Source organism: Cronobacter condimenti 1330 (genome assembly GCF_001277255.1).
Lineage (GTDB): Bacteria > Pseudomonadota > Gammaproteobacteria > Enterobacterales > Enterobacteriaceae > Cronobacter > Cronobacter condimenti.
Genome location: NZ_CP012264.1, coordinates 2,725,633 through 2,749,465, shown reverse-complemented (window position 1 = coordinate 2,749,465; position 23,833 = coordinate 2,725,633). Strand labels below are relative to the sequence as shown.

Genomic DNA, 23,833 nt, shown 5'->3' with positions numbered 1-23,833 from the left:
GCCTTAGCGGAAAGGGCGAGCGTATATTTCAGAGGTCAACATGAAGTTACTCATTCTTGGCAACCACACCTGCGGAAACCGTGGCGACAGCGCTATCCTGCGCGGATTGATTGATGCGATAGCGCTTCAGGACCCGTCTGCGGAAGTGGACGTGATGAGCCGCTATCCGGTGAGCTCCGCCTGGCTGCTGGACAGAGAGGTCATGCCTGACCCGCTCTACAAACAGATGAAACAGTTTAATAACGCCGCAGGCGTCATGGGACGTGTGAAAAAAGTGCTGCGTCGTCGCTACCAGCATCAGGTATTGCTCGCCAAGGTGACCGGCAACGGGAAGCTTCGCAATATCTCCCTGCCGCAGGGTTTCACCGATTTCGTCGGCCTGCTTAGCGGTTACGATGCCATTATCCAGGTCGGCGGTTCGTTTTTTGTCGATCTTTACGGCACCCCACAATTTGAACATGCGCTCTGCACGTTTATGGCGAAAAAGCCGCTCTTTATGGTCGGCCACAGTGTCGGGCCGTTCCAGGAGCCGCAGTTTAATCAGCTTGCAAACTACGTCTTCGGCCACTGCGACGCGCTTATCCTGCGTGAAACCGTAAGTCTGGATCTGATGAAAAAAGGCCAGATTGACACCTCGAAAGTGGAACTGGGCGTTGATACCGCCTGGCTTGTCGAGCATCACAACGAGGATTTTGTAGCGAGCTACGCGGTGCAGCACTGGCTGGACGTCGCGGCCCGCGACAAAACGGTGGCGATCACGCTGCGCGAACTCGCGCCGTTCGACAAACGTCTTGGCACCACTCAGCAGGCCTATGAACAGGCGTTCGCCAATGTGGTCAATCGCATCATTGATGAAGGCTATCAGGTGCTGGCGCTTTCCACCTGTACCGGCATCGACAGTTACAACAAAGATGACCGTATGGTAGCGCTGAATCTCAGCAAGCTTGTGAAGGATCCGTCGCGCTTCCATGTGGTGATGGATGAGCTAAACGATCTTGAGATGGGCAAAATTCTTGGCGCCTGTGAGCTGACTGTCGGGACTCGTCTGCACTCGGCGATTATCTCAATGAACTTTGGCACGCCAGCCATTGCCATTAACTACGAGCACAAATCTGCGGGCATTATGCAGCAGCTTGGTATGCCGGAGATGGCTATTGAAATTCGCCACTTGCTGGACGGATCGCTACAGGCGATGGTGGGCGATACCTTAGGTCAGTTGTCGGAGATTAACGAACGTCTGGCAACCGCCGTGGCCGCCGAACGCGAGAAGGGCCATCAGATGGTGAAATCCGTGCTGATGCGCGCGGGAGGGGTTCGATGAAAGTCAGCTTCTTTCTGCTGAAATTCCCGGTCGCCTCGGAAACGTTCGTCCTGAACCAGATAGTCGGCTTTATCAATATGGGGTATGAGGTGGAGATCGTCTCGTTGCAGAAGGGCGATCTGAAAAATACCCATGCCGCTTACACCGAATACAACCTGGCGCAGAAAACCCGTTTCCTGCTGGAAGAGCCGGAAGGCAAGGCCGCTAAGCTCAAATATCGCGCACGTCACACCGCGCGCGGATTGTTCAATGCCCGTACCTGGCGTGCGCTGAATATGGGCCGCTACGGCGACGAAGCACGTAACCTTATTCTCTCTGCAATATGTGGACGCGTGCCAGGTACGCTGAAGGCGGATGTGTTTATCGCGCACTTTGGCCCGGCGGGCGTCACCGCCGCGAAACTGCGCGAGCTGGGCGTGCTGGATGGCAAAATCGCCACCGTGTTTCATGGCATTGATGTGTCGCACCGCGAGGTGCTGACACGCTACACGCCGGAATATCAGCAGCTGTTTCGTCGCGGCGATTTAATGCTGCCGATTAGCGAACTGTGGGCTGAACGTCTGAAGGCGATGGGCTGCCCGCAGGAGAAAATTGCCGTCTCGCGGATGGGCGTGGATATGGAGAAATTCTCTCTGCGTCCGCTCAAGCAGCCGGGCACGCCGCTTGAAATTATCTCGGTGGCGCGTCTGACCGAGAAAAAAGGGCTGCATGTGGCGATCGAAGCGTGTCGCCTGTTGAAAGGTCGCGGCGTGGATTTTCGTTACAACATCCTGGGAACCGGCCCCTGGGAGCGCCGTCTGCATACGCTGATTGAGCAATACGGTCTTGAAGATTGTGTGTTTATGCCGGGCTTTAAGCCGAGCCATGAGGTGAAAGCGATGCTCGATGACGCAGACCTTTTCCTGCTGCCTTCGGTCACGGGTGTCGACGGCGATATGGAAGGTATTCCGGTGGCGCTGATGGAGGCGATGGCGGTGGGCATTCCCGTTGTATCGACCATCCACAGCGGTATTCCGGAGCTTATCGATGCCGAACAATCGGGCTGGCTGGTGCCGGAAAACGACGCCCATGCGCTTGCCGATAAGCTTCAGGCGTTTGCGGACATTGATGAGCAGACGCTGCGCCCGATGCTAAGCCGCGCCCGTGAAAAAGTGGAAACCGAGTTTAACCAGCAGCGCATTTACCGCGAACTCGCGGGCCTGCTGCAAACCCTGTAACCCGAGGTTTTATGCGTAAAATGATGTCGTCCGGGCGCCTGACCCGCCGGACTTTCGTGCAGGCCAGCGCCGCTGCGGCGCTGCTGCCGTTATTGCACAGTCGCGCCGCCCAGGCCGTAACGGGCGGCAAAACGGTTAACGTTGCTGACTATTACCAGGATAACTGGCCGCAGGCGTTCAAACTCGCTTTTGACGAAGCCGGGACTGTTGAAGTGCCCGCCAGTCTCACCTGCGACAACATCAATAGCCCTGTGTTTATGCCTGCCGGGAAAACGCTGCGCGTGCTGGGCACGATGAAAGGCAACGGCAAAGGACGTTTCATTCTTCAGGACGGCTGTCAGATTGTGGGCGAGAAGAAGGGCCGCCTGCATAACATTATTCTCGATGTGCGCGGCTCGCAGGTCGCGATTAAAGGCGTCGAAATGAGTGGCTTCGGCCCTGTGATGCAGATTTACATCGGTGGCAAAAAGCCGCAAAAGATGCAGGGGCTGGTGATCGACGATATCTACATCCACGACGCTAACTACGGCATTTTGCGCCAGGGGTTCCATAACGAACTGCGCGATGTGCGTATCACCAACGGACGCTTTGAGCGTCTTCAGGGTGACGCTATCGAATGGAACGTCGCGATTAACGATTCCGAACTTCTCATCTCCGATCACGTGCTCGACCAGATCAACTGCACGAACGGCAAAATTAACTGGGGCATTGGCATCGGTCTTGCGGGCAGCACTTACGATAATGCCTACCCGGAAAGCCAGGCCGTCAAAAACTTCGTCGTGGCGAATATCACCGGCAGTAACTGCCGCCAGCTGGTGCATGTGGAAAACGGTAAACATTTTGTCATCCGTAATGTGAAAGCCACCAATATCACGCCGGACTTCAGTAAAACGGCAGGGATCGATAACGCGACGGTAGCCATTTACGGCTGCGATAATTTCCTGATTGATAACGTGAATATGGTTAACAGCGCGGGTATGCTGATTGGCTACGGCGTGATTAAAGGTAATTACCTGTCGATTCCGCAAAACTTCAAGCTTAACGAGATCCATATGGATAACCGCAACCTGGCGTATAAGCTGCGCGGGATACAGATCTCCTCCGGTAACGCGACGTCGTTTGTGGCTATCACTAATGTCGATATGAAGCGCGCTACGCTTGAGCTCCATAACAAGCCGCAGCACTTGTTCATTCGCAACGTGAAGGTGATGCAGGAAGCGACCGTCGGCCCGGCGCTGAAGATGCGTTTCGACTTGCGAAAAGATGTACGCGGGCGTTTCATGGCCAAAGACGACACGCTGCTGTCCCTCGCGAATATCCAGGCAGTGAATGAGAAAGGGCAGAGTTCAGTCGACATTGACCGGGTGGACCATCAGCACGTGAATGCGGAAAAGCTGAATTTTGCGCTGCCAAGCCGGATCACAAAATGAGTGCCCAGATTTTACGAATTATCCTGGCGATTAACGGTATGAATTCATAGAAGGTATAACCACTTTCCCTGAGAGTCGCGGGGCTATGGCTCTGGTGCCATTGATAAATTCATACTGGCTAATGACCGGTAAACGACTATAATTCATCAACCTTTTGAGGTGGGAGAGAAAATGATTAATTTAAAAGCAGTCATCCCGGTAGCCGGGCTCGGCATGCATATGCTGCCAGCCACTAAGGCTATTCCGAAGGAGATGCTACCGATTGTCGATAAGCCGATGATTCAGTATATCGTCGACGAAATCGTAGCGGCGGGAATCAAGGAAATTGTACTGGTCACTCACTCCTCCAAAAACGCGGTTGAGAACCACTTCGACACCTCCTACGAGCTCGAAGCGCTGCTTGAACAGCGTGTGAAGCGTCAGCTTCTTGCAGAAGTGCAGTCTATCTGCCCGCCGGGCGTGACTATCATGAACGTGCGTCAGGCGCAGCCGCTGGGTCTTGGCCACTCAATTCTGTGCGCACGCCCAATCATTGGCGATAACCCGTTTGTGGTTGTACTGCCTGACGTGATTATTGATGCCGCGTCTGCCGACCCGCTGCGTTATAACCTGGCCGCAATGATTGCGCGCTTCCAGGAAAATGGTCGCAGTCAGGTACTCGCAAAACGTATGGCAGGCGATCTTTCTGAATATTCTGTCATCACTACGCAAGATGCACTGGATACCGAAGGTAAAATCAGCCGTATCGTTGATTTTATTGAGAAGCCAGACCAGCCGCAGACACTCAACTCTGATCTGATGGCGGTTGGCCGCTATGTGCTTTCTGCCGATGTATGGGATGAGCTTGCGAAGACAGAGCCTGGGGCCTGGGGCCGTATTCAGTTGACCGATGCCATTGCGCGTCTCAACGAGGACCAGCCTGTTGAAGCGATGCTGATGACCGGCGACAGCTATGATTGCGGTAAGAAAATGGGTTACATGAAGGCGTTTGTAAACTATGGCCTGCGTAACCTGAAAGAAGGGCAGAAGTTCCGCGAGAGCATCAAGAAACTGCTGGCGTAATCCAGTCGTTCTGCGCGGAACGCTATACAGGCAGGATAGCCTTTGATAAAACGGCAGTTGAGCATTCGGGTTGATAAGCATTTATACTCGACAGACTCACTGCCGTTTCGTTTTTTTTGTTAGTCGCGATCTGTCATTCATTACTACGATAATTTGATTATCAGACAGACGCTTATACCTTCATATTAGTGTCTTCAGTTGACTGGTAGCTGTTGAGCCAGGGGCGGTAGCGTGCTTGTTCATTTACATTAAAAATCATATTTAGAAAATTCAAAAATGATCACTAAGTTCATACGAGAAATGGTTGTTTTTCTTTTTGTCTCAGGCATTTCTAGATTATTGCCGTTTCTGTTAACTCCCCTTTTTACACATTACCTCGCTCCACAAGAAATGGGCAGGCTAGAATTAATACTATCATTGTATAATATATTTATGGTATTTGGCATGTGTCAGTTAGATACTGCCGTGCAAAGATATTTTCATCAGAGTAAAGCCATTCCTAAGACTGCGTTTTTGGGCGTGCTTGCATTATCGCTGCTAACTAGTACCTTTTATTTGGCACTAATGCCTGTGACATCATCATTACTATCATTAGGTAATTCAGCATATATTGAATTGAGTCTCTCAGGGGGGTGCGTTTTACTTGCTAATTTACATGTAATTAACGGCTTAGTTATTAGATATGGACGACCTGTTAAGCTTGTGGTTTTTATAAATATATTGCAAACAACTTCGTTCGCAGGCTTGGCTTGTTTAGAAATAATTATTTTAAAAAGTGGTATCAAAGGCTATTTTTTCGCATTGCTAATTTCGTATTTAGTTTCTTTGATTGCGGCAATGATAATTTTACGAAAAGAATTATTAGTAAAAATGAATCGTGTAGATTTGAGAAAATTACTCCAATTTTCACTTCCTCAATTGCCTGGTAGAATTGCAAGTGTAATAGCACAATATGGCAATCGTTTTATTCTATACATAATATTCACGCAAGCAGTCATCGGTATATTTGCGCTATCAACTAAAATAGCTACACTTATGCTTGTGGGCGTAAGTGCATTCTGTATGGTATGGTATCCTTTACTCTATGATGAAAAAAATAAAAATGCTCTTGAAAATATAAGAAAAATATTTAATTTGGTCTTATGTATATTACCTATTGTAACCGTTTTATTATTCATTATTACATGGATAATTTTTCGGTTCTTTATACCTCAATCATACGCGGAGGCGCAGCAACCAACTTATATTATGATCGCTGCTACTTCTCTCCTGGTCGTGAAAGAAATGGTTGATGCAGGGATAAAATTAAGCGAAAAGACCAAATATATATCTTACATCTATGTAATTAATACAATCGTTTTATTTGTTCTGATGATTATTGCCGGTCTTACGTGGGGGCTCATGGGTGTAGCTTTTGCTATATTCATATCAAATATATTGCTTACTTATTCAACATGGATAGTTTCAGAAAAGCTTTACCCCATGAAATTTAATATGAAATATTGTCATGGATATGTTGTTTTTTGTTTTATAAGCGTTATCACAACCTATTTATGGATAAAGTAGCAACATGACACATTATCAAAGTAGCTATAAGTATTCTATAATATTTAGATACTATCTTTTCCTATTATTTTGTTTTGGCAGCTTACTCTATTTTTTATTTTTTGTATATGATAACGGATTTACATATGAACCTGTGAAGGGATGGCTTTATCCCGTAAATATACATGATCATTATGTGTATCTAAGTTACATTGAAGACATTAAAGATACGGGGGACTGGATAAGCTTCTCAGGGTTAAATAACAACTTCGGCATTTCCTTATTATATTACTGCATAAACAGCTTCTTAAACGCACTTAATATAAATATATCTTATGAATCACTCTCGCTTATTGTGAATTTGTGTGTCCTGTTTTATTCATTGAAAGTGTATTCATCAATTGTAAAAAAACTCGGCTTGGACTCTTCGTTTTCGCTAAGTTTTTTTCTGATGACTCCATTGATTTATTTCGCACAATTAATTAATAAAGATTCATTTACCATATTGATAGTATTATTAGCTGTTAGTTTTTCTATAAGCAAAAAATGGGGCTCATTTTTTATATTAGTGCTTTTATCTGCTTTGATTCGCTTTCAGCTACCAGCACTACTTCTGCTTTATTTCTTTTTTATCATTGGGAATAAAAAACATCTGTTAAAATTTCTTATTGCGTATGTTTTCTTATCTCTGATTAACGGAGTGTTAGCAAAATACCAGACGGAATTTTTTAATGAATCAACATTATCAGATGGGATGAGTTATTTGGTTTATAATATAAATAGAAATTATTATATTGGCTCGTTACTACTAAATCCGATTCGCGCTATTCAATATGTTCATGATGCGATTATTTCCTTTAACTTTATTGAGGATAATGGCATTGATGTAGGCAGGTTTAAAAACATACCTCAGGTGCTGTTTTTATTTTTTCTTAGTCCTTTTATAATTAATTCAATAATTAATTATAAATTTTATATGGGGCAAAAAGAAAAATATTTACTCGCAATGATAAATGCTTTTTTTGGCATCTGGCTATTTAACCCGACTATTAACTTGCGATATTTTATACTTTTCTTTCCTGTATTACAGATTTTAGGTTTAAGCATGTATATGAATTTTAAAAGAAGTAGAGAGGTTAATTAAATGGGCGGATTTAAAATTTTTTATACAGGGATGTTTAGATTCCCTGATATGGATGCTGCTGGGAAAAGAGTTCACAAAATAGTTGATATGTTAGAGCTTATTGATGAATGCGAAAGTATCTATGTAGGTGGGTGGGAACAAGGGACCGATAGTGAAAAAAAAGTCAACAACAAAACTACTCATATATCGTTCTCTGTTCTAGATAAGAAGAAAGGCTCAAAAATAGAAAAGCTCATAAATTTTCTTTTTATGGGAATGAAAGTAGTAGCTTGGATGATATTAAATAAAGAAAAATATACTCATGTAATTATTTATAATACTCCGTTCCTTTTTTCTTTAGTTGTCCTCCTTCTAGGAAAGCTATTTAATAAAAAAATAATTCTTGATTCAACAGAATGGTATGAAAGCGAACATCTTATAGGCGGTAAGTACGGAGCCGCAGCTTTAGAAAATTGGTGTCGTATGCATATTGCATATCCACTATTCAGAAATGTAATAGCCATATCAACTTATCTGGAGCAATTTTATAATAGCGAGAGAAAAAATATTATAAAAATTCCGCCATTGAGTGACAGTTACAAAGGTAAGGCGAACAGAAGTAATTCCTCTGATAAAGTAATTTTCTTTTATGCAGGATCTCCAGGTAAGAAAGACAGACTCGATAGCTTTGTTGGGGAGCTGCTACACAGTAAAAAGGCTCAATCAGAAGTAATATTTTATATAGCTGGAATTGATAAGAGTCAGTTTCTTAATCTTTATCCTGATTACAGAGCTAATAAAAACGAACTTGATATGGTATGTGTTTTTCTGGGGCGAATACCAATGCAAGAAGTATTTACATGGTATTCTAAAATTGATTATTGCGTTTTTTTCCGCGAAGATAAGAGATATGCTAAAGCCGGATTTCCATCAAAATATGTTGAAGCACTATCTTATGGGGTGCCTGTAATCACTAATGCAATTGGTGATATAAGTGAAGAAATAAAATACACGGGTATAGAGTATCATCCAACAAATTCGAATGTTGATAATTTAATTGATATTGCTAAAGAACAAAAAGTACAAATTACTTCATCGCTGAAAACAATATTTGAAGAAAACTACTCCGTCTACGCAAATTTAAAAAAATTTAAAGAGTTTATCAGGCTGACCAAATAATGAAAAAAACAAAAATTGTTTTTAATTGCTCTACAAATGTGGTGGGTGGAGGTGTTCAAAATAGCGTAAATTTTATAAAGGAAGTTATAAACAATAAAGGGTACGGTCTGGAGTGGTTTTATATATTAAGTCCGCAAGTATATGAACAATTGAAAGAACTGATCGTACAAGATTCTTTTTATGTTTCTTATCATTCTCCTGCATCATCCTTTTTAGCTCGAATGAAAATTAAAGCCTTAGTTAAATCACTAAGGCCAAAATTAGTTTATACTTCAGCAGGTCCGGCTTATATACGATTCTCGATTTCCCACATTATGGGATGCAGTAATCCTTATATTCTGGGCGCCTCAGACTATGCTTATTCGTTATATGGGAATAAAAAAGAACAGCTAAAAATAAAATTTAAAACTTTATATCAAAGAATTCAAATAAAGAAAGCTGATGTATGGATAGCTCAAACTGAGGCCTCTAAGTTTCAATTGCAAAAATTAATTGGTAAAAACGCACCGATACATGTGATTTATAATTCAGTATCAAAAGATTTCTTAGATTTTCTTGACTATAAACTAATTGACCCGAATTTTTATAAAACAAATGAGCAGCCTTGTCTGATACTTGTGCCTACAGCTTACTATAAACATAAAGATCTCGAAGGGATTCCTAAAGCCGCCGCATTGCTTAAAGAAAAATACAATCCTAACTTTAAAATAATATTAACCATTGGTTCGCAGGATGATTATAGAACTATCCTTGATATAGCTAAAACACATGGGGTTGATGATTTATTCCAAAATATTGGATCTTTTGCCCACTCGCAAGCAATACACATTTATTCGAAGTATGATGTTGTTCTGCAACCAAGCGCGCTTGAGGTATTTTCAACAAGCTATATCGAAGCTATGGCTACACTGAAGCCCCTGGTTGTTCCAGATTATAACTTCTCAAGATCTATATGTTGTGATTATGCGTATTATTACCAATCCGGTGATAGTGAGTCTTATGCTGATGCATTATACCAAGCAATGCAGGATAAAAATATCGAGCGCAGATTTGATAAAGCAACTAAAATTGTCAAGAAATACGGCTCCCAGGAACAACGTGTAAAAACTATAGTTGAACTAATCAAAGAATATCTTGTTAAAAATGAGGGTAAAAATGTTTAAAGAAAAAATACTTTTAATAACAGGCGGAACCGGATCTTTTGGGAACGCTGTGTTAAATCGCTTTCTGGATACTGACATAAAAGAAATACGTATTTTTTCTCGTGACGAGAAAAAACAAGATGACATGCGTAAGAAATATAATAATCATAAGCTAAAGTTTTATATCGGTGATGTGCGTGACTATGGCAGTATCCTTAACGCAACACGTGGAGTGGATTTTATTTATCATGCGGCAGCACTTAAACAAGTTCCTTCATGTGAATTCCACCCGATGGAGGCAGTGAAGACTAACGTACTCGGCACTGAAAATGTTCTCGAAGCGGCGATTGCTAATGAAGTCAAACGAGTTGTATGCTTAAGTACAGATAAAGCTGTTTATCCTATTAACGCTATGGGTATATCCAAAGCGATGATGGAAAAAGTAATGGTTGCTAAATCGCGTAATGTAGATACTAACAAAACTGTCATATGTGGTACTCGCTATGGAAACGTGATGGCCTCACGCGGTTCTGTTATTCCATTATTTGTCGATTTAATTAAAGCTGGTCAACCGCTCACTATCACTGATCCCAACATGACACGATTCATGATGACCCTTGAGGACGCGGTAGATCTCGTGCTGTATGCTTTTGAACATGGAAGTAATGGAGATATTTTTGTACAAAAAGCACCTGCGGCAACTATTGAAACACTAGCCATTGCACTCAAAGAGCTTTTAAATGCCACGCATCACTCAATCAATATCATTGGTACCCGTCACGGTGAAAAATTATATGAAGCACTTCTAAGCCGTGAGGAAATGATTGCAGCTGTTGATATGGGTGATTATTATCGCGTACCGCCTGATCTGCGCGATCTTAACTATGGTAAATATGTTGAGCAAGGTGATCGTCGCATCTCCGAAGTTGAGGATTATAATTCCCACAATACTACCCGCCTTAATGTGGAAGGTATGAAAACGTTGCTTCTCAAGCTATCGTTCATTCGCGCCTTACGTTCAGGCGAGCAATACGAATTGGATGCATAAAATGAAAATTGTTGTAACGGGAGCCGATGGTTTTATCGGCCGTAATTTATGCCTTCGCTTGCAGGAGGCGGGCTACAATGATCTTATAAAAATAAGCCGTAAAAATAGTATTGAAGAGCTTGAACATGCTCTTAAACAAGCCGATTTTGTATATCATCTTGCCGGAGTAAATAGACCCCAGCATGAACGGGAGTTTGCTGAAGGAAATGGTAATTTTACTGAAGCTATAATAGAGATATTGCTAAAAAATAAATTAAATATACCTATTATGCTAAGCTCCTCCATACAGGCAAAGCAAAAAAATGCATATGGTCTAAGCAAAGCGGCCGCAGAAAAACATATTTTACGATATGCAACAATTAGTGGCGCTGCACATTATATATACCGTTATCCAAATGTTTTTGGAAAATGGTGTAAACCTAATTACAACTCTTTTGTAGCGACTTTTTGTCATAATCTCTCTCACGGATTAGACATAACAGTCAATGACCCTGCAGCAGCTGTAAATCTCGTTTATATTGATGATGTTTGCCGCGATGCTATAGAGCTTCTTCAGGGAAAAAGCGAAAATGGTTTTAGGAAAGTCACACCTGTATATTCAACCTCTGTTGGTGAGGTTGCTGAATTACTGAGTCGCTTCAAAGAAAGTCGTAACAATTTAATAACTGAAGAGGTGGGTGCTGGTTTTATAAGGGCACTTTATTCTACTTGGTTAAGTTATTTTTCACCCGCTAATTTTGTTTATACTGTTCCTTCCTATGGTGATGCACGAGGTGTATTTTGTGAAATGCTAAAAACACCGTCAGCAGGGCAGTTTTCTTTCTTTACTGCTCATCCTGGCATAACTCGTGGCGGTCATTACCATCATTCTAAAAACGAAAAGTTTTTAGTTATTCGTGGTAATGCGTGTTTTAAATTTGAGCATGTCATTACCGGTGAACGCTATGAACTCAATGTAACATCTGATGAATATAAAATCGTTGAAACGGTGCCGGGATGGACTCACGATATAACAAATATAGGTTCTGATGAGCTCATTGTTATGCTTTGGGCTAATGAAATTTTTAATCGTGCAGAACCAGACACAATAGCGAGACCATTGTAATGAACAAAATGAAAGTCATGTCCGTTGTAGGAACTCGTCCAGAGATTATCCGCCTGTCACGTGTTTTAGCCAAATTAGACCAATATTGTGAACACATTATTGTTCACACTGGGCAAAATTATGATTATGAATTAAATGAAGTGTTTTTCAATGACTTAGGCGTGAGGAAACCTGATTATTTTTTAAATGCTGCAGGGAAAAATGCTGCTGAAACCATTGGCCAAGTGATTATAAAGGTCGATGAAGTTTTGGAAAGCGAAAATCCAGAAGCAATGCTAATTCTTGGCGATACTAACTCATGCATCTCTGCAATACCGGCTAAAAGACGCAAAGTACCAATTTTTCATATGGAAGCCGGCAACCGGTGTTTTGACCAGCGTGTCCCAGAGGAAACTAATCGTCGCATTGTTGATCACACGGCAGATATAAATATGACTTATAGTGATATCGCGCGTGAGTATCTGCTTGCAGAAGGTATCCCCGCAGACAGAATAATAAAAACGGGCAGTCCTATGTTTGAAGTGCTGTCGCATTATATGCCACAAATTGATAGTTCTGATGTTCTTTCCCGCCTCAATTTATGTGCAGGAAAATTTTTCGTAGTCAGTGCGCATCGCGAAGAAAATGTTGACTCTCCGGAGAAACTATTCAAGTTAGCAGATATCCTTAATACTATTGCTGAGAAATATAATTTACCTGTAATTGTATCGACTCATCCTCGCACGCGCAAACGTATTAATGAACAGGGAATTGAATTCCATACAAATATTCAGTTATTAAAGCCATTAGGGTTTCACGATTATAATCATCTCCAAAAAAATTCAAAAGCCGTGCTATCAGATAGCGGAACGATTACTGAAGAATCGTCTATTATGAATTTTGCGGCATTAAATATTCGCGAAGCTCATGAAAGGCCTGAAGGTTTTGAAGAAGCCTCTGTAATGATGGTTGGGCTTGAATGCAACCGAGTTTTACAAGCATTAGATATTCTCGAGGACCAGCCTCGCGGTAATATACGACTTTTACGACAAGTAAATGATTATGCTATGCCAAATGTATCAGATAAAGTAGTCAGAATCATACAATCTTATACGGATTACATTAAAAGAGTTGTCTGGAAAGAATATTAATGAGACTTGCGCTGATCATAGATGATTATCTACCCAACAGTACTCGTGTTGGCGCGAAAATGTTTCATGAGCTCGCTCAGGAATTTCTACATAGCGGGCATGATGTTACGGTAATCACGCCCGACACTGAACTTAATGTACAACTTTCTATTAGCATCGTTGAAGGCGTCACAACATGGCGCTTTAAAAGCGGTGCGTTGAAAGATACAACTAAATTACAACGTGCCTTAAATGAAACGCTCCTTTCGTGGCGCGCATGGCGTGCTATTAAAAGTTTAGTAAATAAAAATACATTTGATGGTGTTGTATATTATTCGCCTTCCATTTTTTGGGGGCATCTTGTAAAAAAAATTAAGTTTCAATGTGGCTGTCCTGCATATTTGATTTTGCGCGATTTGTTCCCGCAATGGGTCATTGACGCGGGTATGATAAGCGGTGATTCAGTTATAGCGCAATATTTCCGTTTTTTTGAAAAATTCACTTACAAGCAAGCAGATAGAATTGGACTAATGTCTGATAAAAATCTTGAACTTTTTCGTAGCCTTAATAAAGGGTTTCCATGTGAGGTGTTAAGAAACTGGGCATCTCTTACTCCTGTCTCATTGCCTGAGGAGTATGTATCGATTCGCCAGCAGCTGAGTCTTGAAGATAAAATCATCTTCTTCTATGGTGGCAATATAGGCCATGCGCAAGACATGGCCAATCTTATGCGCCTTGCTCGTAAAATGAGTGTATATCCTCAAGCTCATTTCCTTTTTATTGGCCAGGGCGATGAGGTTGCATTAATTAATAGTTTGGCTGAAAAATGGTGTTTGAATAATTTTACTTATTTGCCGTCTGTTGACCAAAAACTCTTTAAATTCATTCTGTCTGAAGTTGATGTTGGGTTATTTTCACTGTCTGCGCGACATTCGGCTCATAACTTTCCAGGTAAATTGTTAGGCTATATGGTAGAGTCATTACCAATATTAGGCAGTGTTAATGCAGGTAATGATCTTCTGGATATTATCAATAATAATAAAGCCGGCTTTATTCACGTTAATGGCGAGGATGATAAGCTTTATCATTCAGCTACGATGCTGCTCACTAATGCGGGCCTACGAAAGGAATTGGGTATGGGAGCGAATTTTTTATTAAAAGACCAATTTTCAGTTGAGTCTGCCGCTCAGGCTATAACGATGCGTTTGGAGGCCTTGCAATGCGACTGATTGAAACCTCAAAAATTGATTTACTTTTTGAAGATGCAAAAGCCTCGGAACGTTTGCGCTCACATTTATTGTTGCACCATTCACATCAGGACAAAGTTCAGCGGTTGCTTATTTTTATGCTCAAAGGTAGTTATGTTGAACCTCATTATCATGAACTGCCTGACCAATGGGAAATGTTTACTATTATTCAGGGGCAGGTTCAGGTAACCCTTTTTGATGGAGTAGGCAATATATTCAAACAGTTTCTTGCTGGAGAAGGGACTGGGGTAAGCATTGTTGAACTTGCGCCCGGTGATGTGCATAGCGTTGAATGTGTTAGCGACAAAGCGGTCATGTTGGAAATTAAAGAAGGGCCTTTTGATCCTGTCTATGCGAAAGCTTTTCCCCGCTGGTAAGCGCTGAATTGCATCTTCCGCTATCTACGATAGCCCCTCATGAGTTAACATTTTCAATACATTTTCAAGCCGCGCACAAGTCGCGGTGACCAAACCTGACAGGAGTATGTAATGTCCAAGCAACAGATCGGCGTCGTTGGTATGGCAGTCATGGGGCGCAACCTGGCGCTCAACATTGAAAGCCGTGGTTATACCGTCTCCGTATTCAACCGCTCCCGTGAAAAAACCGAAGAAGTGATTGCTGAAAATCCCGGCAAGAAACTGGTGCCTTATTATACCGTTCAGGAGTTTGTCGAGTCGCTGGAAACCCCGCGCCGCATCCTCTTAATGGTGAAAGCCGGTGCGGGTACGGACGCAGCCATCGACTCCCTGAAGCCGTATCTGGAAAAAGGCGACATCATCATTGATGGCGGTAACACATTCTTCCAGGACACTATCCGTCGTAACCGTGAACTGTCGGCGGAAGGGTTTAACTTTATCGGTACCGGCGTCTCCGGTGGCGAAGAGGGCGCCCTGAAAGGCCCATCCATTATGCCTGGTGGTCAGAAAGAAGCTTACGAACTCGTTGCGCCAATCTTAAAAGAGATCGCGGCTGTGGCCGAAGGCGAACCGTGTGTCACCTACATCGGTGCGGATGGCGCAGGTCACTACGTAAAAATGGTGCATAACGGCATCGAATACGGCGACATGCAGCTTATCGCAGAAGCCTACTCTCTGCTCAAGCATGGCCTGAACCTGTCCAACGAAGAGCTGGCCAAAACCTTCTCTGAATGGAACGAAGGCGAACTGAGCAGCTACCTTATCGATATCACAAAAGACATCTTCACCAAGAAAGATGAAGACGGTAACTACCTGGTCGATGTGATTCTGGATGAAGCTGCGAACAAAGGTACCGGTAAATGGACCAGCCAGAGCTCGCTGGATCTCGGCGAACCGCTGTCGCTCATCACCGAATCGGTTTTTGCGCGTTACATCTCCTCTCTGAAAGAGCAGCGTGTTGCGGCCTCTAAAGTGCTGAGCGGTCCGCAGGCGAAACCATTCGCAGGTGACAAAGGCGAGTTCATCGAGAAAGTTCGCCGCGCGCTTTACCTCGGTAAGATAGTCTCCTACGCGCAGGGCTTCTCTCAGCTGCGTGCTGCGTCGGAAGAATACCACTGGGATCTGAACTACGGCGAAATCGCTAAGATTTTCCGCGCAGGCTGCATTATTCGCGCCCAGTTCCTGCAAAAAATCACTGACGCTTACGCAGAAAACGCTTCTATTGCGAACCTGCTGCTGGCACCGTACTTCAAAAAAGCCGCTGATGATTATCAGCAGGCGCTGCGTGACGTCGTGGCCTATGCCGTACAAAACGGTATCCCGACTCCGACGTTCTCCGCCGCTATCGCCTATTACGACAGCTACCGTTCTGCGGTGCTGCCGGCGAACCTGATTCAGGCGCAGCGTGACTACTTCGGCGCACATACTTACAAACGCACCGATAAAGAAGGCGTCTTCCACACTGAGTGGATGGAATAACGCTTCGCCGTCATAAAAAAGCCCGGTTTACCGGGTTTTTTTTCGTCTGATCGCGCCTGGAAACGGCAAAGCATTTTGCCAACGAAGCCAGCAACTCCCTCGTTTTTCAGCATTTTCCCAACTCTCTTTTCCGCTTCGTTATGCAATGATAATACCTTGCATCTACACTCATGGCTGGTGTGGCTTTCTCATAATAATTAGATGACAAACAAGGACTCTATGAGCAAAGAATTTCAGGGTGGCGATATTCACCACAGCAATGGGAACCCGGAACAAATCGATCTGATCGACCTGCTGATGCAGCTCTGGAGAGGGCGTATCACTATCATCGCCACCGTTGTCGTGGTGCTTGTTCTGGCAGTATTTTATCTTTTCGTCGCCAAAGAAAAGTGGACATCGACCGCCATCGTGACGATGCCGGATGCGGGTCAGATCGCCAGCTATAACAACGCTATGAATATTCTTTATGGCACGACAGCGCCGAACGTGACGGATGTACAGCAGCGCGTGGTAGGCCGCTTTAGCTCGGCGTTTTCCGCGCTGTCTGAATCATTACAAAACCAGCAAGAACCCGAACAGCTGACTATTGATACCGCGGTAAAAGGGCAACCCTTGCCGTTGAAAGTGTCCTATCAGAGCGATACGGCACAGGCAGCGCAGAAAAAGCTCGCGCAATACATTCAGCAGGTGGATGAGCAAATCGCCAAAGAGCTGGATAAAGACCTTAGCGATAACGTAACAGCGCGCGTCAAAGAATTGCAGGAGTCGCTTTCCTCGCAGGAAAAAGTGGCCCAGGAGCAGAAAGATCTGCGTATAAAGCAGATAGCCGAAGCGTTGAAATTTGCGCAGGAAGCGAACGTCACCTCGCCACAAATGCCGCAGGCACAAGAAGTCACACAGGACACGCTGTTCCTGTTGGGTAGCGAAGCGCTCTCCTCAATGATCAAAAACGAAGCGACACGTCCGCTGGTTTTTTCTGATGCGTATTACCTGACGAAACAGAATTTGCTGGATATTTCCAAACTCAAAATCGACCCGTCATCCCTGCATGCATATCGCTATGTGATGAAACCAACCGAGCCGCTGCGCCGTGACAGTCCGAAACGTGCGCTGGTACTGGTGCTTTCTGTACTGCTGGGTGGATTAATCGGCTCGGGTATCGTACTGGGGCGTAATGCCCTGCGCGAGTACAACGCCCGCTAGCCTGGCTAAACTCCCGCCAACAAAAAGGCCGCTTTACGCGGCCTTTATTTATTCTGAACGCAGTGTGGTTACTTATGCCTTCCGCGCAGGTTTTCAATAACCGCACTGAGATCAAGCTCCTGATCCTGCAAGAGCACCAGCAGGTGATACACCAGGTCAGAGGCTTCATTCACCAGTTCATCACGGTCGCGCACGGTCGCAGCAAGCGCGGTCTCAACGCCTTCTTCTCCCACTTTCTGCGCAATGCGTTTGGTGCCGCTCGCATACAGCTTTGCGGTATAGGAACTGTCCGGCGAGGCGGTTTTACGCGCGGCCAGCAGCGCTTCGAGTTGATACAGGAAATGCCACTGGTGATGCGCCTCGCCAAAGCAGCTTGAGGTGCCAAGATGGCAGGTTGGCCCAATAGGGTTAACCAGCACCAGCAGCGTATCGTTATCGCAATCCGGCGCCATGCTCACCACATTCAGGAAATGCCCGGAGGTTTCGCCTTTGGTCCACAAGCGGCCTTTGGTGCGCGAGAAAAACGTTACTTTGCCGCTTTGCTCGGTTTCGCGCAGGGCATCCTGGTTCATATACCCCAGCATCAGGACTTCGCCTGAAACCGCATGTTGTACCACGACCGGCAGCAGCCCGTCGGTTTTTGCCCAGTCCAGTTGAGCCCGTTGTTGTTCTGTTAACACACCCGTATCTCCACGCCTTGCTGAGCGAGAAACGCCTTCAGCTCGCCAATATTAATAATCTGTTTATGGAACACTGACGCTGCCAGCGCGCCGTCGACGTTCGCCTCACGAAACGCGTCCAGGAAGTGCTGCATTGTTCCGGCACCGCCGGAGGCAATCAGCGGTACATGGCATACCTCGCGCACCTTTTTCAGTTGCACCAGATCATAGCCGTTACGCACGCCGTCCTGGTTCATCATATTCAGCACGATTTCACCCGCGCCGCGCCGTTGCACTTCTTGCACCCAGTCCAGGGTTTCCCACTGCGTAACACGGGTGCGGCTCTCATCACCGGTATATTGATTCACATGATATTTGCCGGTTTGCTCATCAAACCAGGTATCAATGCCCACGACGATGCACTGCACGCCGAAGCGGTCCGCCAGGCGCGTGATCAGCGTCGGATCAGCGAGCGCAGGAGAGTTAACAGAAATTTTGTCTGCACCGAAGGAGAGAATCTGCGCCGCGTCTTCCAGCGTTTTAATGCCACCCGCCACGCAGAAGGGGATATCGATGACTTCCGCCACACGGGTCACCCAGCTTTTATCGACCACGCGGCCGTCGCTTGAGGCGGTGATATCGTAGAACACCAGTTCATCGGCGCCCTCTTCAGCGTAACGTCTGGCGAGCGGCACGATATCGCCAATAATTTCGTGATTACGAAACTGCACGCCTTTAACAACCTGCCCGTCGCGCACGTCAAGACAAGGGATTATCCGTTTTGCCAGCATTGGATCGCCTCCGTTACGTTAAATTTGCCTTCCAGCAGCGCACGACCCACGATCACGCCGCCGACACCGCTGCCGCGCAGCGCGCGGATATCCGAAAGCTCGCCGATGCCGCCGGAGGACTGGAACGCCACCTGCGGATAACGCGCGCAAATTTCTTCATATAGCGCCACGTTGGAGCCGGACAGCGTGCCGTCACGCGAAATATCGGTGCACAATACATGTTTAAGCCCGGCGGGCAGGTAGCTTTCCACCAGCGTTTCCAGCGTCACGCCGGAGTTCTCCTGCCAGCCGCTCACCGCCACCTGCTTGCTGCCCGCCTCATCAATACGCACATCCAGGGCCAGCACCAGCGCGTCCGGGCCGAAGCGCTCAAACCAGCGTTGCACCTCATGCGGCGCTTTTACCGCCGTTGAACCGACCACCACGCGCGCAACGCCCGCGTTAAGCAACGCCGCCACATCCTCTTCAGCGCGCACGCCGCCGCCGACCTGCACTGGCACGCCAACACCGGCCACCAGCTTTTGAATCAGCGGGATCTGGCGTTTCGCCGGATCTTTCGCACCGGTCAAATCCACCAGATGCAGTAATGTCGCACCCTGCGCTTCATAATCCTGCAGACGCGGCAGCGGGTCTTGCCCATAGTCGCGTTGCTGGCCGTAATCGCCCTGATGCAGGCGCACCACTGTGCCGTCAATTAAATCCAGAGCCGGAATAATCATTTACATCTCCAGGAAGTTTTTCAGCAGCTGCGCGCCCGCGGCCCCTGAACGTTCCGGGTGGAACTGCACCCCCCAGAAGTTATCTTTTTGCACCGCCGCGGTAAACGGCTCACCATAATGGCATTGCGCGATGGTATTGGCATTCACTGGCATCGCGTAGCTGTGCACGAAATAAAACCAGGCGTCGTCATCAATGCCGCGAAACAGTCGGTCACCCGCTTTCGCTGACACGCGGTTCCAGCCCATATGCGGCAGCGGTAAGCCGTGATCAGTCATTTTCGGCACCGGCTGATCGATAATGCCCAGCAGATCGACGCCATTGCTCTCTTCGCTACGGCTGCCGAGTAGCTGCATACCCAGGCAAATCCCGAGCACCGGCTGTGTACAGGCTTTGATCAGATCCACCAGGTCGCGCTCGATAATCTGGTTCATCGCCGCCTCGGCGGTGCCGACGCCTGGTAAAAACAGCTTATCGGCGCGCAGTACCACATCCGGGTCGCGGCTTACTACAGGCGCATAGTCGTGACGGCGTATGGCGGATTGCACTGAGTGCAGGTTGGCGCAGCCGGTATCCAGTATCACCACGTTCATCACAGCACTCCTTTTGATGAAGGCAGGGTATCGCCTTCCACACGGATGGCCTGGCGCAGCGTACGGCCAAAGGCTTTAAACAGACTTTCCACGCGGTGATGATCGTTCTTGCCTTTGGTTTTCAAATGCAGCGTGACGGCCATGGTGTACGAGAGCGAACGGAAGAAGTGCTCGACCATCTCGGTGCTGAGATCGCCCACGCGCTGGTAGGTGAACTCGGCTTTATATTCGAGGTGCGGGCGTCCGGAGATATCAAGCGCGCAGCGCGCCAGACACTCATCCATTGGCAGCACAAAACCGAAACGATTAATGCCGCGTTTGTCGCCGAGCGCCAGCTTCAGGGCTTCGCCGAGCGCGAGACCGGTATCTTCCACGGTGTGATGATCGTCGATGTACAGGTCGCCCTTCACCGCGATTTCCATGCGAAAGCCGCCATGGGTGGCGATTTGGTCAAGCATATGGTCGAAGAAACCGACGCCGGTATTGATTTTGCTGCCGCCTTCGCGATCGAGCCAGACTTTCACATCGATCTGGGTTTCGCGCGTGCTTCGCTCCACGTGGGCATAGCGATCGCGACGTGTCAGGCGCTCACCGATGGCAGGCCAGTTAAGCTCCGCGCGGTTATAGCGCAGGCCCTGAATGCCCATGTTGTCGGCAAGCTCCACGTCGGTTGCGCGATCGCCAATCACATAGCTGTGCGCCGCGTCCATGACGCCAGATTCAAGGTAGCGCTCAACAAGCTTCGTTTTAGGCTTGCGGCAGTCGCAGCCGTCGGTCGGAAAGTGCGGGCAGATCAGCACGTCGTCGAAAATCACGCCCTGAGACGTAAAAATCTGCATCATCAGGTTGTGCGGGCCGTCGAAATCCGCCTGCGGCAGGCTGTCAGTGCCAAGGCCGTCCTGATTCGTGATCATCACAAGCTTAAAGCCCGCGTTTTGCAGCTGCAGCAGCACAGGGATCGCGTCCGGCTCAAAGGCGAGTTTGTCAAAACGGTCCACCTGGAAATCGTCCGGCGGCTCGGCAATCAGCGTGCCGTCGCGGTCAATAAAGAGATACTTCTGGCTCATACTCGCTCCGTGGCCACAAGGCCGGGTTGGTCACGCAGGGCGTCAATCACGCGCTGGCACTCTTCACGCGTGCCGACGGTAATGCGCAGGCAGCCGCTGAGTGTCGGTTGTCTGTTCTGGTCTCGTAAGATAATGCCCTGATCCCACAGCGATTTAAATACCGCGCTGGAGGCTGTGATCCGTGCAAGCACGTAGTTAGTTTCGCTGTCGAAAATCGTCTCGACACAGGGCGTGTCGCGAAGGCCTGCAATCAAAAACTGGCGATTAACCAGCACTTGCGCCACGCGCTCGCGCATGGCGGTGATCCCCTGCGGGCTTAACGCCTGGGCGGCGATATCCGCTACCGGCGTGGAAAGCGGGTAGGGCGCGATGACTTTCAGCAGCAGGTTGATGACCTCTTCATTCGCAAGCGTAAAGCCGCAGCGCAGACCGGCCAGGGCAAACGCTTTGGAGAGCGTACGCAGCACCACGAGGTGCGGGTATTCCCCAAGCCAGCCCGTGAGCGTTGCCTGCGGGCAGAACTCAATATAGGCTTCATCAGCGACGACGATCGCCTTGCCACGCGCCATCTCCAGCAGAACACGCAGATCCTGCGGGTTGATCAGCTGCCCGGTCGGGTTGTTAGGGCTGCAGACGAAAATCACCTTCACGCCATCAAGCTGTTCAGCAATCGCGGGCAGATCGAGTTGCCAGCCGTCAACGGCCTGGACTGTGCGGCACTCAACACCAATGGTTTCGGCGCTGACACTGTACATGCCATACGTGGGTGGACAGTAAAGCACCGCATCACGGCCGGGTTCGCAGAACGCGCGGATCAGCAGCTCAATGCCTTCATCCGCGCCACGGCTTACCAGCACCTGTTCCGGTTTTACACCCGCGTATTGTGCATAACGCGCAATGACGGTTTTCGGCTGGCACTCCGGATAGCGGTTGAGCGTCTGCGCGGTCAGCTGAAACTCGACGGCCTGCGGATATTCATTAGCATTTAGCCACACATCGCCATTCCCACCGAGACGGCGCGCCGACTGATAGGGCGTCAGATTGCGCACATTTTCGCGCGCCAGTTCTTCAATGCTCATGCTTGCTCCTTCAGGGCTGCCACTCGCAGCGTCACAGCGTTTTTGTGGGCGGTGAGCTGTTCTGCTGCCGCCAGCGTTTCGATGGTTTCTGCGAGCGCCGAAAACCCGGCAGGCGTTAATTCCTGAACCGTCATGCGTTTCTGGAAATCGGCGAGCCCCAGGCTTGAACAGGTGGCGGTGTAACCGTAGGTCGGCAACACATGGTTAGTCCCGGAGGCGTAATCGCCGGCCGATTCCGGCGACCAGTCACCTAAAAAGACCGAGCCTGCGCTGGTAATATCGTCGACCAGAGAACGCGCGTCGCGGGTCTGAATAATCAGGTGCTCCGGGCCGTACTGGTTAGAAATTTCAACGCACTGCGCCAGATCGCGCGCCACGATGAGGCGGCTTGCACTCAGCGCCTGACGCGCGGTATCGGCGCGCGGCAGCGCCGCCAGCTGACGGGCGGTGGCCTCGGCTACAGCGTGTGCCATTGCGGCATCCGGGGTCAGCAGGATGACCTGCGAATCAGGGCCGTGTTCGGCTTGCGAGAGCAGATCAGACGCCACGAAATCGGGCGTCGCGCCGCTGTCGGCAATCACCAGCACTTCGGACGGGCCGGCAGGCATATCAATGGCCGCCCCGTCGAGGCGCTGGCTCACCTGGCGCTTGGCTTCGGTCACATACGCGTTGCCCGGGCCGAATATCTTATCGACTTTCGGCACGCTTTCTGTACCGAAGGCGAGGGCGGCGATCGCCTGTGCGCCCCCGGCCTGGAACACCGTCTGCACACCGCAGAGTTTTGCGGCGTACAGGATTTCATCGGCAATGGGCGGCGGTGAGCAGAGCACCACGTTTTTACAGCCCGCGATGCGCGCTGGCGTCGCCAGCATCAGCACCGTAGAGAAGAGGGGGGCGGAGCCGCCGGGAATATAAAGGCCGACAGAGGCCACCGGGCGCGTCACCTGCTGGCAACGCACGCCGGGCAGGGTTTCCACATCCACCGTTGCGAGCCGCTGGGCGCGGTGAAATTTGTCGATGTTCGCGACAGCCACTGCCATCGCTTGTTTTACGTTCTCGGCAAGGCGCGCGGCGGCGGCATCTATCTCTTCTGCCGTAACGCGCATCGATGTCACGTCAGTTTTATCGAACTTTGCGCTGTATTCGCGCAGTGCCGCATCACCCTTCGCTTTGACGTTATCCAGGATCTCCGCCACGGTGCGGGTAATGCTTTCTGATGCCGACACCGCCGGGCGCATCAACAGTTCGCGCTGTTCTTCTGCGCTGCAACGATTCCAGTCGATAATCGTATTAAAGGCCAT

At 47.7% G+C, this 23,833-nt stretch carries 22 protein-coding genes; 15 read left to right on the top strand and 7 right to left on the bottom strand.

The features are described from left to right. The first annotated feature begins 40 nt into the window (after positions 1-40). From wcaK to wzzB, 15 genes are all read left to right on the top strand, one after another. Positions 41-1,321 (top strand): colanic acid biosynthesis pyruvyl transferase WcaK, encoded by a 1,281-nt coding sequence (wcaK, locus tag AFK62_RS12565; RefSeq protein WP_007676119.1) that lies wholly within the window; start codon positions 41-43, stop codon positions 1,319-1,321. Continuing rightward, positions 1,318-2,538 (top strand): colanic acid biosynthesis glycosyltransferase WcaL, encoded by a 1,221-nt coding sequence (wcaL, locus tag AFK62_RS12560; protein ID WP_007676129.1) that lies wholly within the window; start codon positions 1,318-1,320, stop codon positions 2,536-2,538. Before wcaK ends, wcaL begins: the two co-directional genes overlap by 4 nt. Positions 2,539-2,549: 11 nt before the next feature. Continuing rightward, on the top strand, positions 2,550-3,968 hold the full coding sequence (gene wcaM / locus AFK62_RS12555) for a colanic acid biosynthesis protein WcaM (RefSeq protein ID WP_007676132.1): 1,419 nt from the start codon (positions 2,550-2,552) through the stop codon (positions 3,966-3,968). 171 nt (positions 3,969-4,139) lie between these two features. Further along, a complete protein-coding gene (galF, locus tag AFK62_RS12550; RefSeq protein WP_053531946.1) occupies positions 4,140-5,030 on the top strand; it encodes a UTP--glucose-1-phosphate uridylyltransferase GalF in 891 nt (296 codons plus the stop codon). 276 nt (positions 5,031-5,306) lie between these two features. Then, positions 5,307-6,596 (top strand): lipopolysaccharide biosynthesis protein, encoded by a 1,290-nt coding sequence (locus AFK62_RS12545; protein WP_071884322.1) that lies wholly within the window; start codon positions 5,307-5,309, stop codon positions 6,594-6,596. Between the two features lie 430 nt (positions 6,597-7,026). Next, positions 7,027-7,719 carry a hypothetical protein gene (locus AFK62_RS22870; protein ID WP_226991960.1) on the top strand — a complete coding sequence of 231 codons (693 nt, stop codon included), beginning with the start codon at positions 7,027-7,029 and terminating at the stop codon, positions 7,717-7,719. Further along, on the top strand, positions 7,720-8,877 hold the full coding sequence (locus AFK62_RS12535) for a glycosyltransferase (RefSeq protein ID WP_007681738.1): 1,158 nt from the start codon (positions 7,720-7,722) through the stop codon (positions 8,875-8,877). Continuing rightward, positions 8,877-10,040, top strand: coding sequence for a glycosyltransferase (locus AFK62_RS12530; protein ID WP_007681741.1), 1,164 nt, complete (start codon positions 8,877-8,879; stop codon positions 10,038-10,040). The genes AFK62_RS12535 and AFK62_RS12530 overlap by 1 nt, the downstream gene beginning before the upstream one ends. After that, positions 10,033-11,067 carry a UDP-N-acetylglucosamine 4,6-dehydratase/5-epimerase gene (gene fnlA / locus AFK62_RS12525; RefSeq protein ID WP_053531944.1) on the top strand — a complete coding sequence of 345 codons (1,035 nt, stop codon included), beginning with the start codon at positions 10,033-10,035 and terminating at the stop codon, positions 11,065-11,067. The genes AFK62_RS12530 and fnlA overlap by 8 nt, the downstream gene beginning before the upstream one ends. 1 nt (position 11,068) lies before the next feature. Next, positions 11,069-12,172, top strand: coding sequence for a UDP-2-acetamido-2,6-beta-L-arabino-hexul-4-ose reductase (gene wbjC / locus AFK62_RS21325; RefSeq protein WP_007681746.1), 1,104 nt, complete (start codon positions 11,069-11,071; stop codon positions 12,170-12,172). Beyond that, positions 12,172-13,302: a non-hydrolyzing UDP-N-acetylglucosamine 2-epimerase gene (wecB, locus tag AFK62_RS12520; protein ID WP_053531943.1), complete on the top strand. Its 1,131-nt coding sequence runs from the start codon at positions 12,172-12,174 to the stop codon at positions 13,300-13,302. The genes wbjC and wecB overlap by 1 nt, the downstream gene beginning before the upstream one ends. Further along, positions 13,302-14,510: a glycosyltransferase family 4 protein gene (locus AFK62_RS12515; RefSeq protein ID WP_053531942.1), complete on the top strand. Its 1,209-nt coding sequence runs from the start codon at positions 13,302-13,304 to the stop codon at positions 14,508-14,510. Before wecB ends, AFK62_RS12515 begins: the two co-directional genes overlap by 1 nt. After that, positions 14,501-14,905, top strand: a complete 405-nt coding sequence (locus AFK62_RS12510; protein WP_007681749.1) for a WbuC family cupin fold metalloprotein — start codon at positions 14,501-14,503, stop codon at positions 14,903-14,905. Before AFK62_RS12515 ends, AFK62_RS12510 begins: the two co-directional genes overlap by 10 nt. 111 nt (positions 14,906-15,016) lie before the next feature. Beyond that, positions 15,017-16,423 (top strand): NADP-dependent phosphogluconate dehydrogenase, encoded by a 1,407-nt coding sequence (gene gndA, locus AFK62_RS12505; RefSeq protein WP_007681751.1) that lies wholly within the window; start codon positions 15,017-15,019, stop codon positions 16,421-16,423. 219 nt (positions 16,424-16,642) lie between these two features. Continuing rightward, a complete protein-coding gene (wzzB, locus tag AFK62_RS12500; protein WP_007681755.1) occupies positions 16,643-17,626 on the top strand; it encodes an LPS O-antigen chain length determinant protein WzzB in 984 nt (327 codons plus the stop codon). Between the two features lie 68 nt (positions 17,627-17,694). On the opposite strand, the gene hisIE is transcribed toward wzzB, so the two are convergent. The 7 genes from hisIE to hisD are packed head-to-tail and all read right to left on the bottom strand — an operon-like array spanning position 17,695 to position 23,833. Then, the gene (hisIE, locus tag AFK62_RS12495) at positions 17,695-18,306 is read right to left on the bottom strand and encodes a bifunctional phosphoribosyl-AMP cyclohydrolase/phosphoribosyl-ATP diphosphatase HisIE (protein ID WP_007681756.1); all 612 of its coding nucleotides are present in this window, start codon (positions 18,304-18,306) and stop codon (positions 17,695-17,697) included. Then, complete coding sequence (gene hisF, locus AFK62_RS12490; protein ID WP_007681757.1) at positions 18,300-19,076, bottom strand: imidazole glycerol phosphate synthase subunit HisF; 777 nt, start codon at positions 19,074-19,076, stop codon at positions 18,300-18,302. Before hisF ends, hisIE begins: the two co-directional genes overlap by 7 nt. Next, positions 19,058-19,795, bottom strand: coding sequence for a 1-(5-phosphoribosyl)-5-[(5-phosphoribosylamino)methylideneamino]imidazole-4-carboxamide isomerase (gene hisA, locus AFK62_RS12485; RefSeq protein WP_007681758.1), 738 nt, complete (start codon positions 19,793-19,795; stop codon positions 19,058-19,060). Before hisA ends, hisF begins: the two co-directional genes overlap by 19 nt. After that, positions 19,796-20,386: an imidazole glycerol phosphate synthase subunit HisH gene (gene hisH / locus AFK62_RS12480; protein WP_007681759.1), complete on the bottom strand. Its 591-nt coding sequence runs from the start codon at positions 20,384-20,386 to the stop codon at positions 19,796-19,798. After that, the gene (gene hisB / locus AFK62_RS12475; protein ID WP_053531941.1) at positions 20,386-21,453 is read right to left on the bottom strand and encodes a bifunctional histidinol-phosphatase/imidazoleglycerol-phosphate dehydratase HisB; all 1,068 of its coding nucleotides are present in this window, start codon (positions 21,451-21,453) and stop codon (positions 20,386-20,388) included. The genes hisH and hisB overlap by 1 nt, the downstream gene beginning before the upstream one ends. After that, on the bottom strand, positions 21,450-22,532 hold the full coding sequence (gene hisC, locus AFK62_RS12470; protein ID WP_007681762.1) for a histidinol-phosphate transaminase: 1,083 nt from the start codon (positions 22,530-22,532) through the stop codon (positions 21,450-21,452). Before hisC ends, hisB begins: the two co-directional genes overlap by 4 nt. Next, a complete protein-coding gene (gene hisD / locus AFK62_RS12465) occupies positions 22,529-23,833 on the bottom strand; it encodes a histidinol dehydrogenase (protein ID WP_007681764.1) in 1,305 nt (434 codons plus the stop codon). Before hisD ends, hisC begins: the two co-directional genes overlap by 4 nt.

Coding starts and splice junctions, on each gene's coding strand:
- hisC (WP_007681762.1), bottom strand. CDS start 22,532: ATGAGCATTGAAGAACTGGCGCGCGAAAATGTGCGCAATCTGACGCCC.
- galF (WP_053531946.1), top strand. CDS start 4,140: ATGATTAATTTAAAAGCAGTCATCCCGGTAGCCGGGCTCGGCATGCAT.
- hisH (WP_007681759.1), bottom strand. CDS start 20,386: ATGAACGTGGTGATACTGGATACCGGCTGCGCCAACCTGCACTCAGTG.
- AFK62_RS12545 (WP_071884322.1), top strand. CDS start 5,307: ATGATCACTAAGTTCATACGAGAAATGGTTGTTTTTCTTTTTGTCTCA.
- hisA (WP_007681758.1), bottom strand. CDS start 19,795: ATGATTATTCCGGCTCTGGATTTAATTGACGGCACAGTGGTGCGCCTG.
- fnlA (WP_053531944.1), top strand. CDS start 10,033: ATGTTTAAAGAAAAAATACTTTTAATAACAGGCGGAACCGGATCTTTT.
- wzzB (WP_007681755.1), top strand. CDS start 16,643: ATGAGCAAAGAATTTCAGGGTGGCGATATTCACCACAGCAATGGGAAC.
- AFK62_RS12510 (WP_007681749.1), top strand. CDS start 14,501: ATGCGACTGATTGAAACCTCAAAAATTGATTTACTTTTTGAAGATGCA.
- AFK62_RS22870 (WP_226991960.1), top strand. CDS start 7,027: ATGACTCCATTGATTTATTTCGCACAATTAATTAATAAAGATTCATTT.
- wcaM (WP_007676132.1), top strand. CDS start 2,550: ATGCGTAAAATGATGTCGTCCGGGCGCCTGACCCGCCGGACTTTCGTG.
- wcaK (WP_007676119.1), top strand. CDS start 41: ATGAAGTTACTCATTCTTGGCAACCACACCTGCGGAAACCGTGGCGAC.
- AFK62_RS12515 (WP_053531942.1), top strand. CDS start 13,302: ATGAGACTTGCGCTGATCATAGATGATTATCTACCCAACAGTACTCGT.
- hisB (WP_053531941.1), bottom strand. CDS start 21,453: ATGAGCCAGAAGTATCTCTTTATTGACCGCGACGGCACGCTGATTGCC.
- gndA (WP_007681751.1), top strand. CDS start 15,017: ATGTCCAAGCAACAGATCGGCGTCGTTGGTATGGCAGTCATGGGGCGC.
- hisF (WP_007681757.1), bottom strand. CDS start 19,076: ATGCTGGCAAAACGGATAATCCCTTGTCTTGACGTGCGCGACGGGCAG.
- AFK62_RS12535 (WP_007681738.1), top strand. CDS start 7,720: ATGGGCGGATTTAAAATTTTTTATACAGGGATGTTTAGATTCCCTGAT.
- wbjC (WP_007681746.1), top strand. CDS start 11,069: ATGAAAATTGTTGTAACGGGAGCCGATGGTTTTATCGGCCGTAATTTA.
- wcaL (WP_007676129.1), top strand. CDS start 1,318: ATGAAAGTCAGCTTCTTTCTGCTGAAATTCCCGGTCGCCTCGGAAACG.
- wecB (WP_053531943.1), top strand. CDS start 12,172: ATGAACAAAATGAAAGTCATGTCCGTTGTAGGAACTCGTCCAGAGATT.
- hisD (WP_007681764.1), bottom strand. CDS start 23,833: ATGGCCTTTAATACGATTATCGACTGGAATCGTTGCAGCGCAGAAGAA.
- AFK62_RS12530 (WP_007681741.1), top strand. CDS start 8,877: ATGAAAAAAACAAAAATTGTTTTTAATTGCTCTACAAATGTGGTGGGT.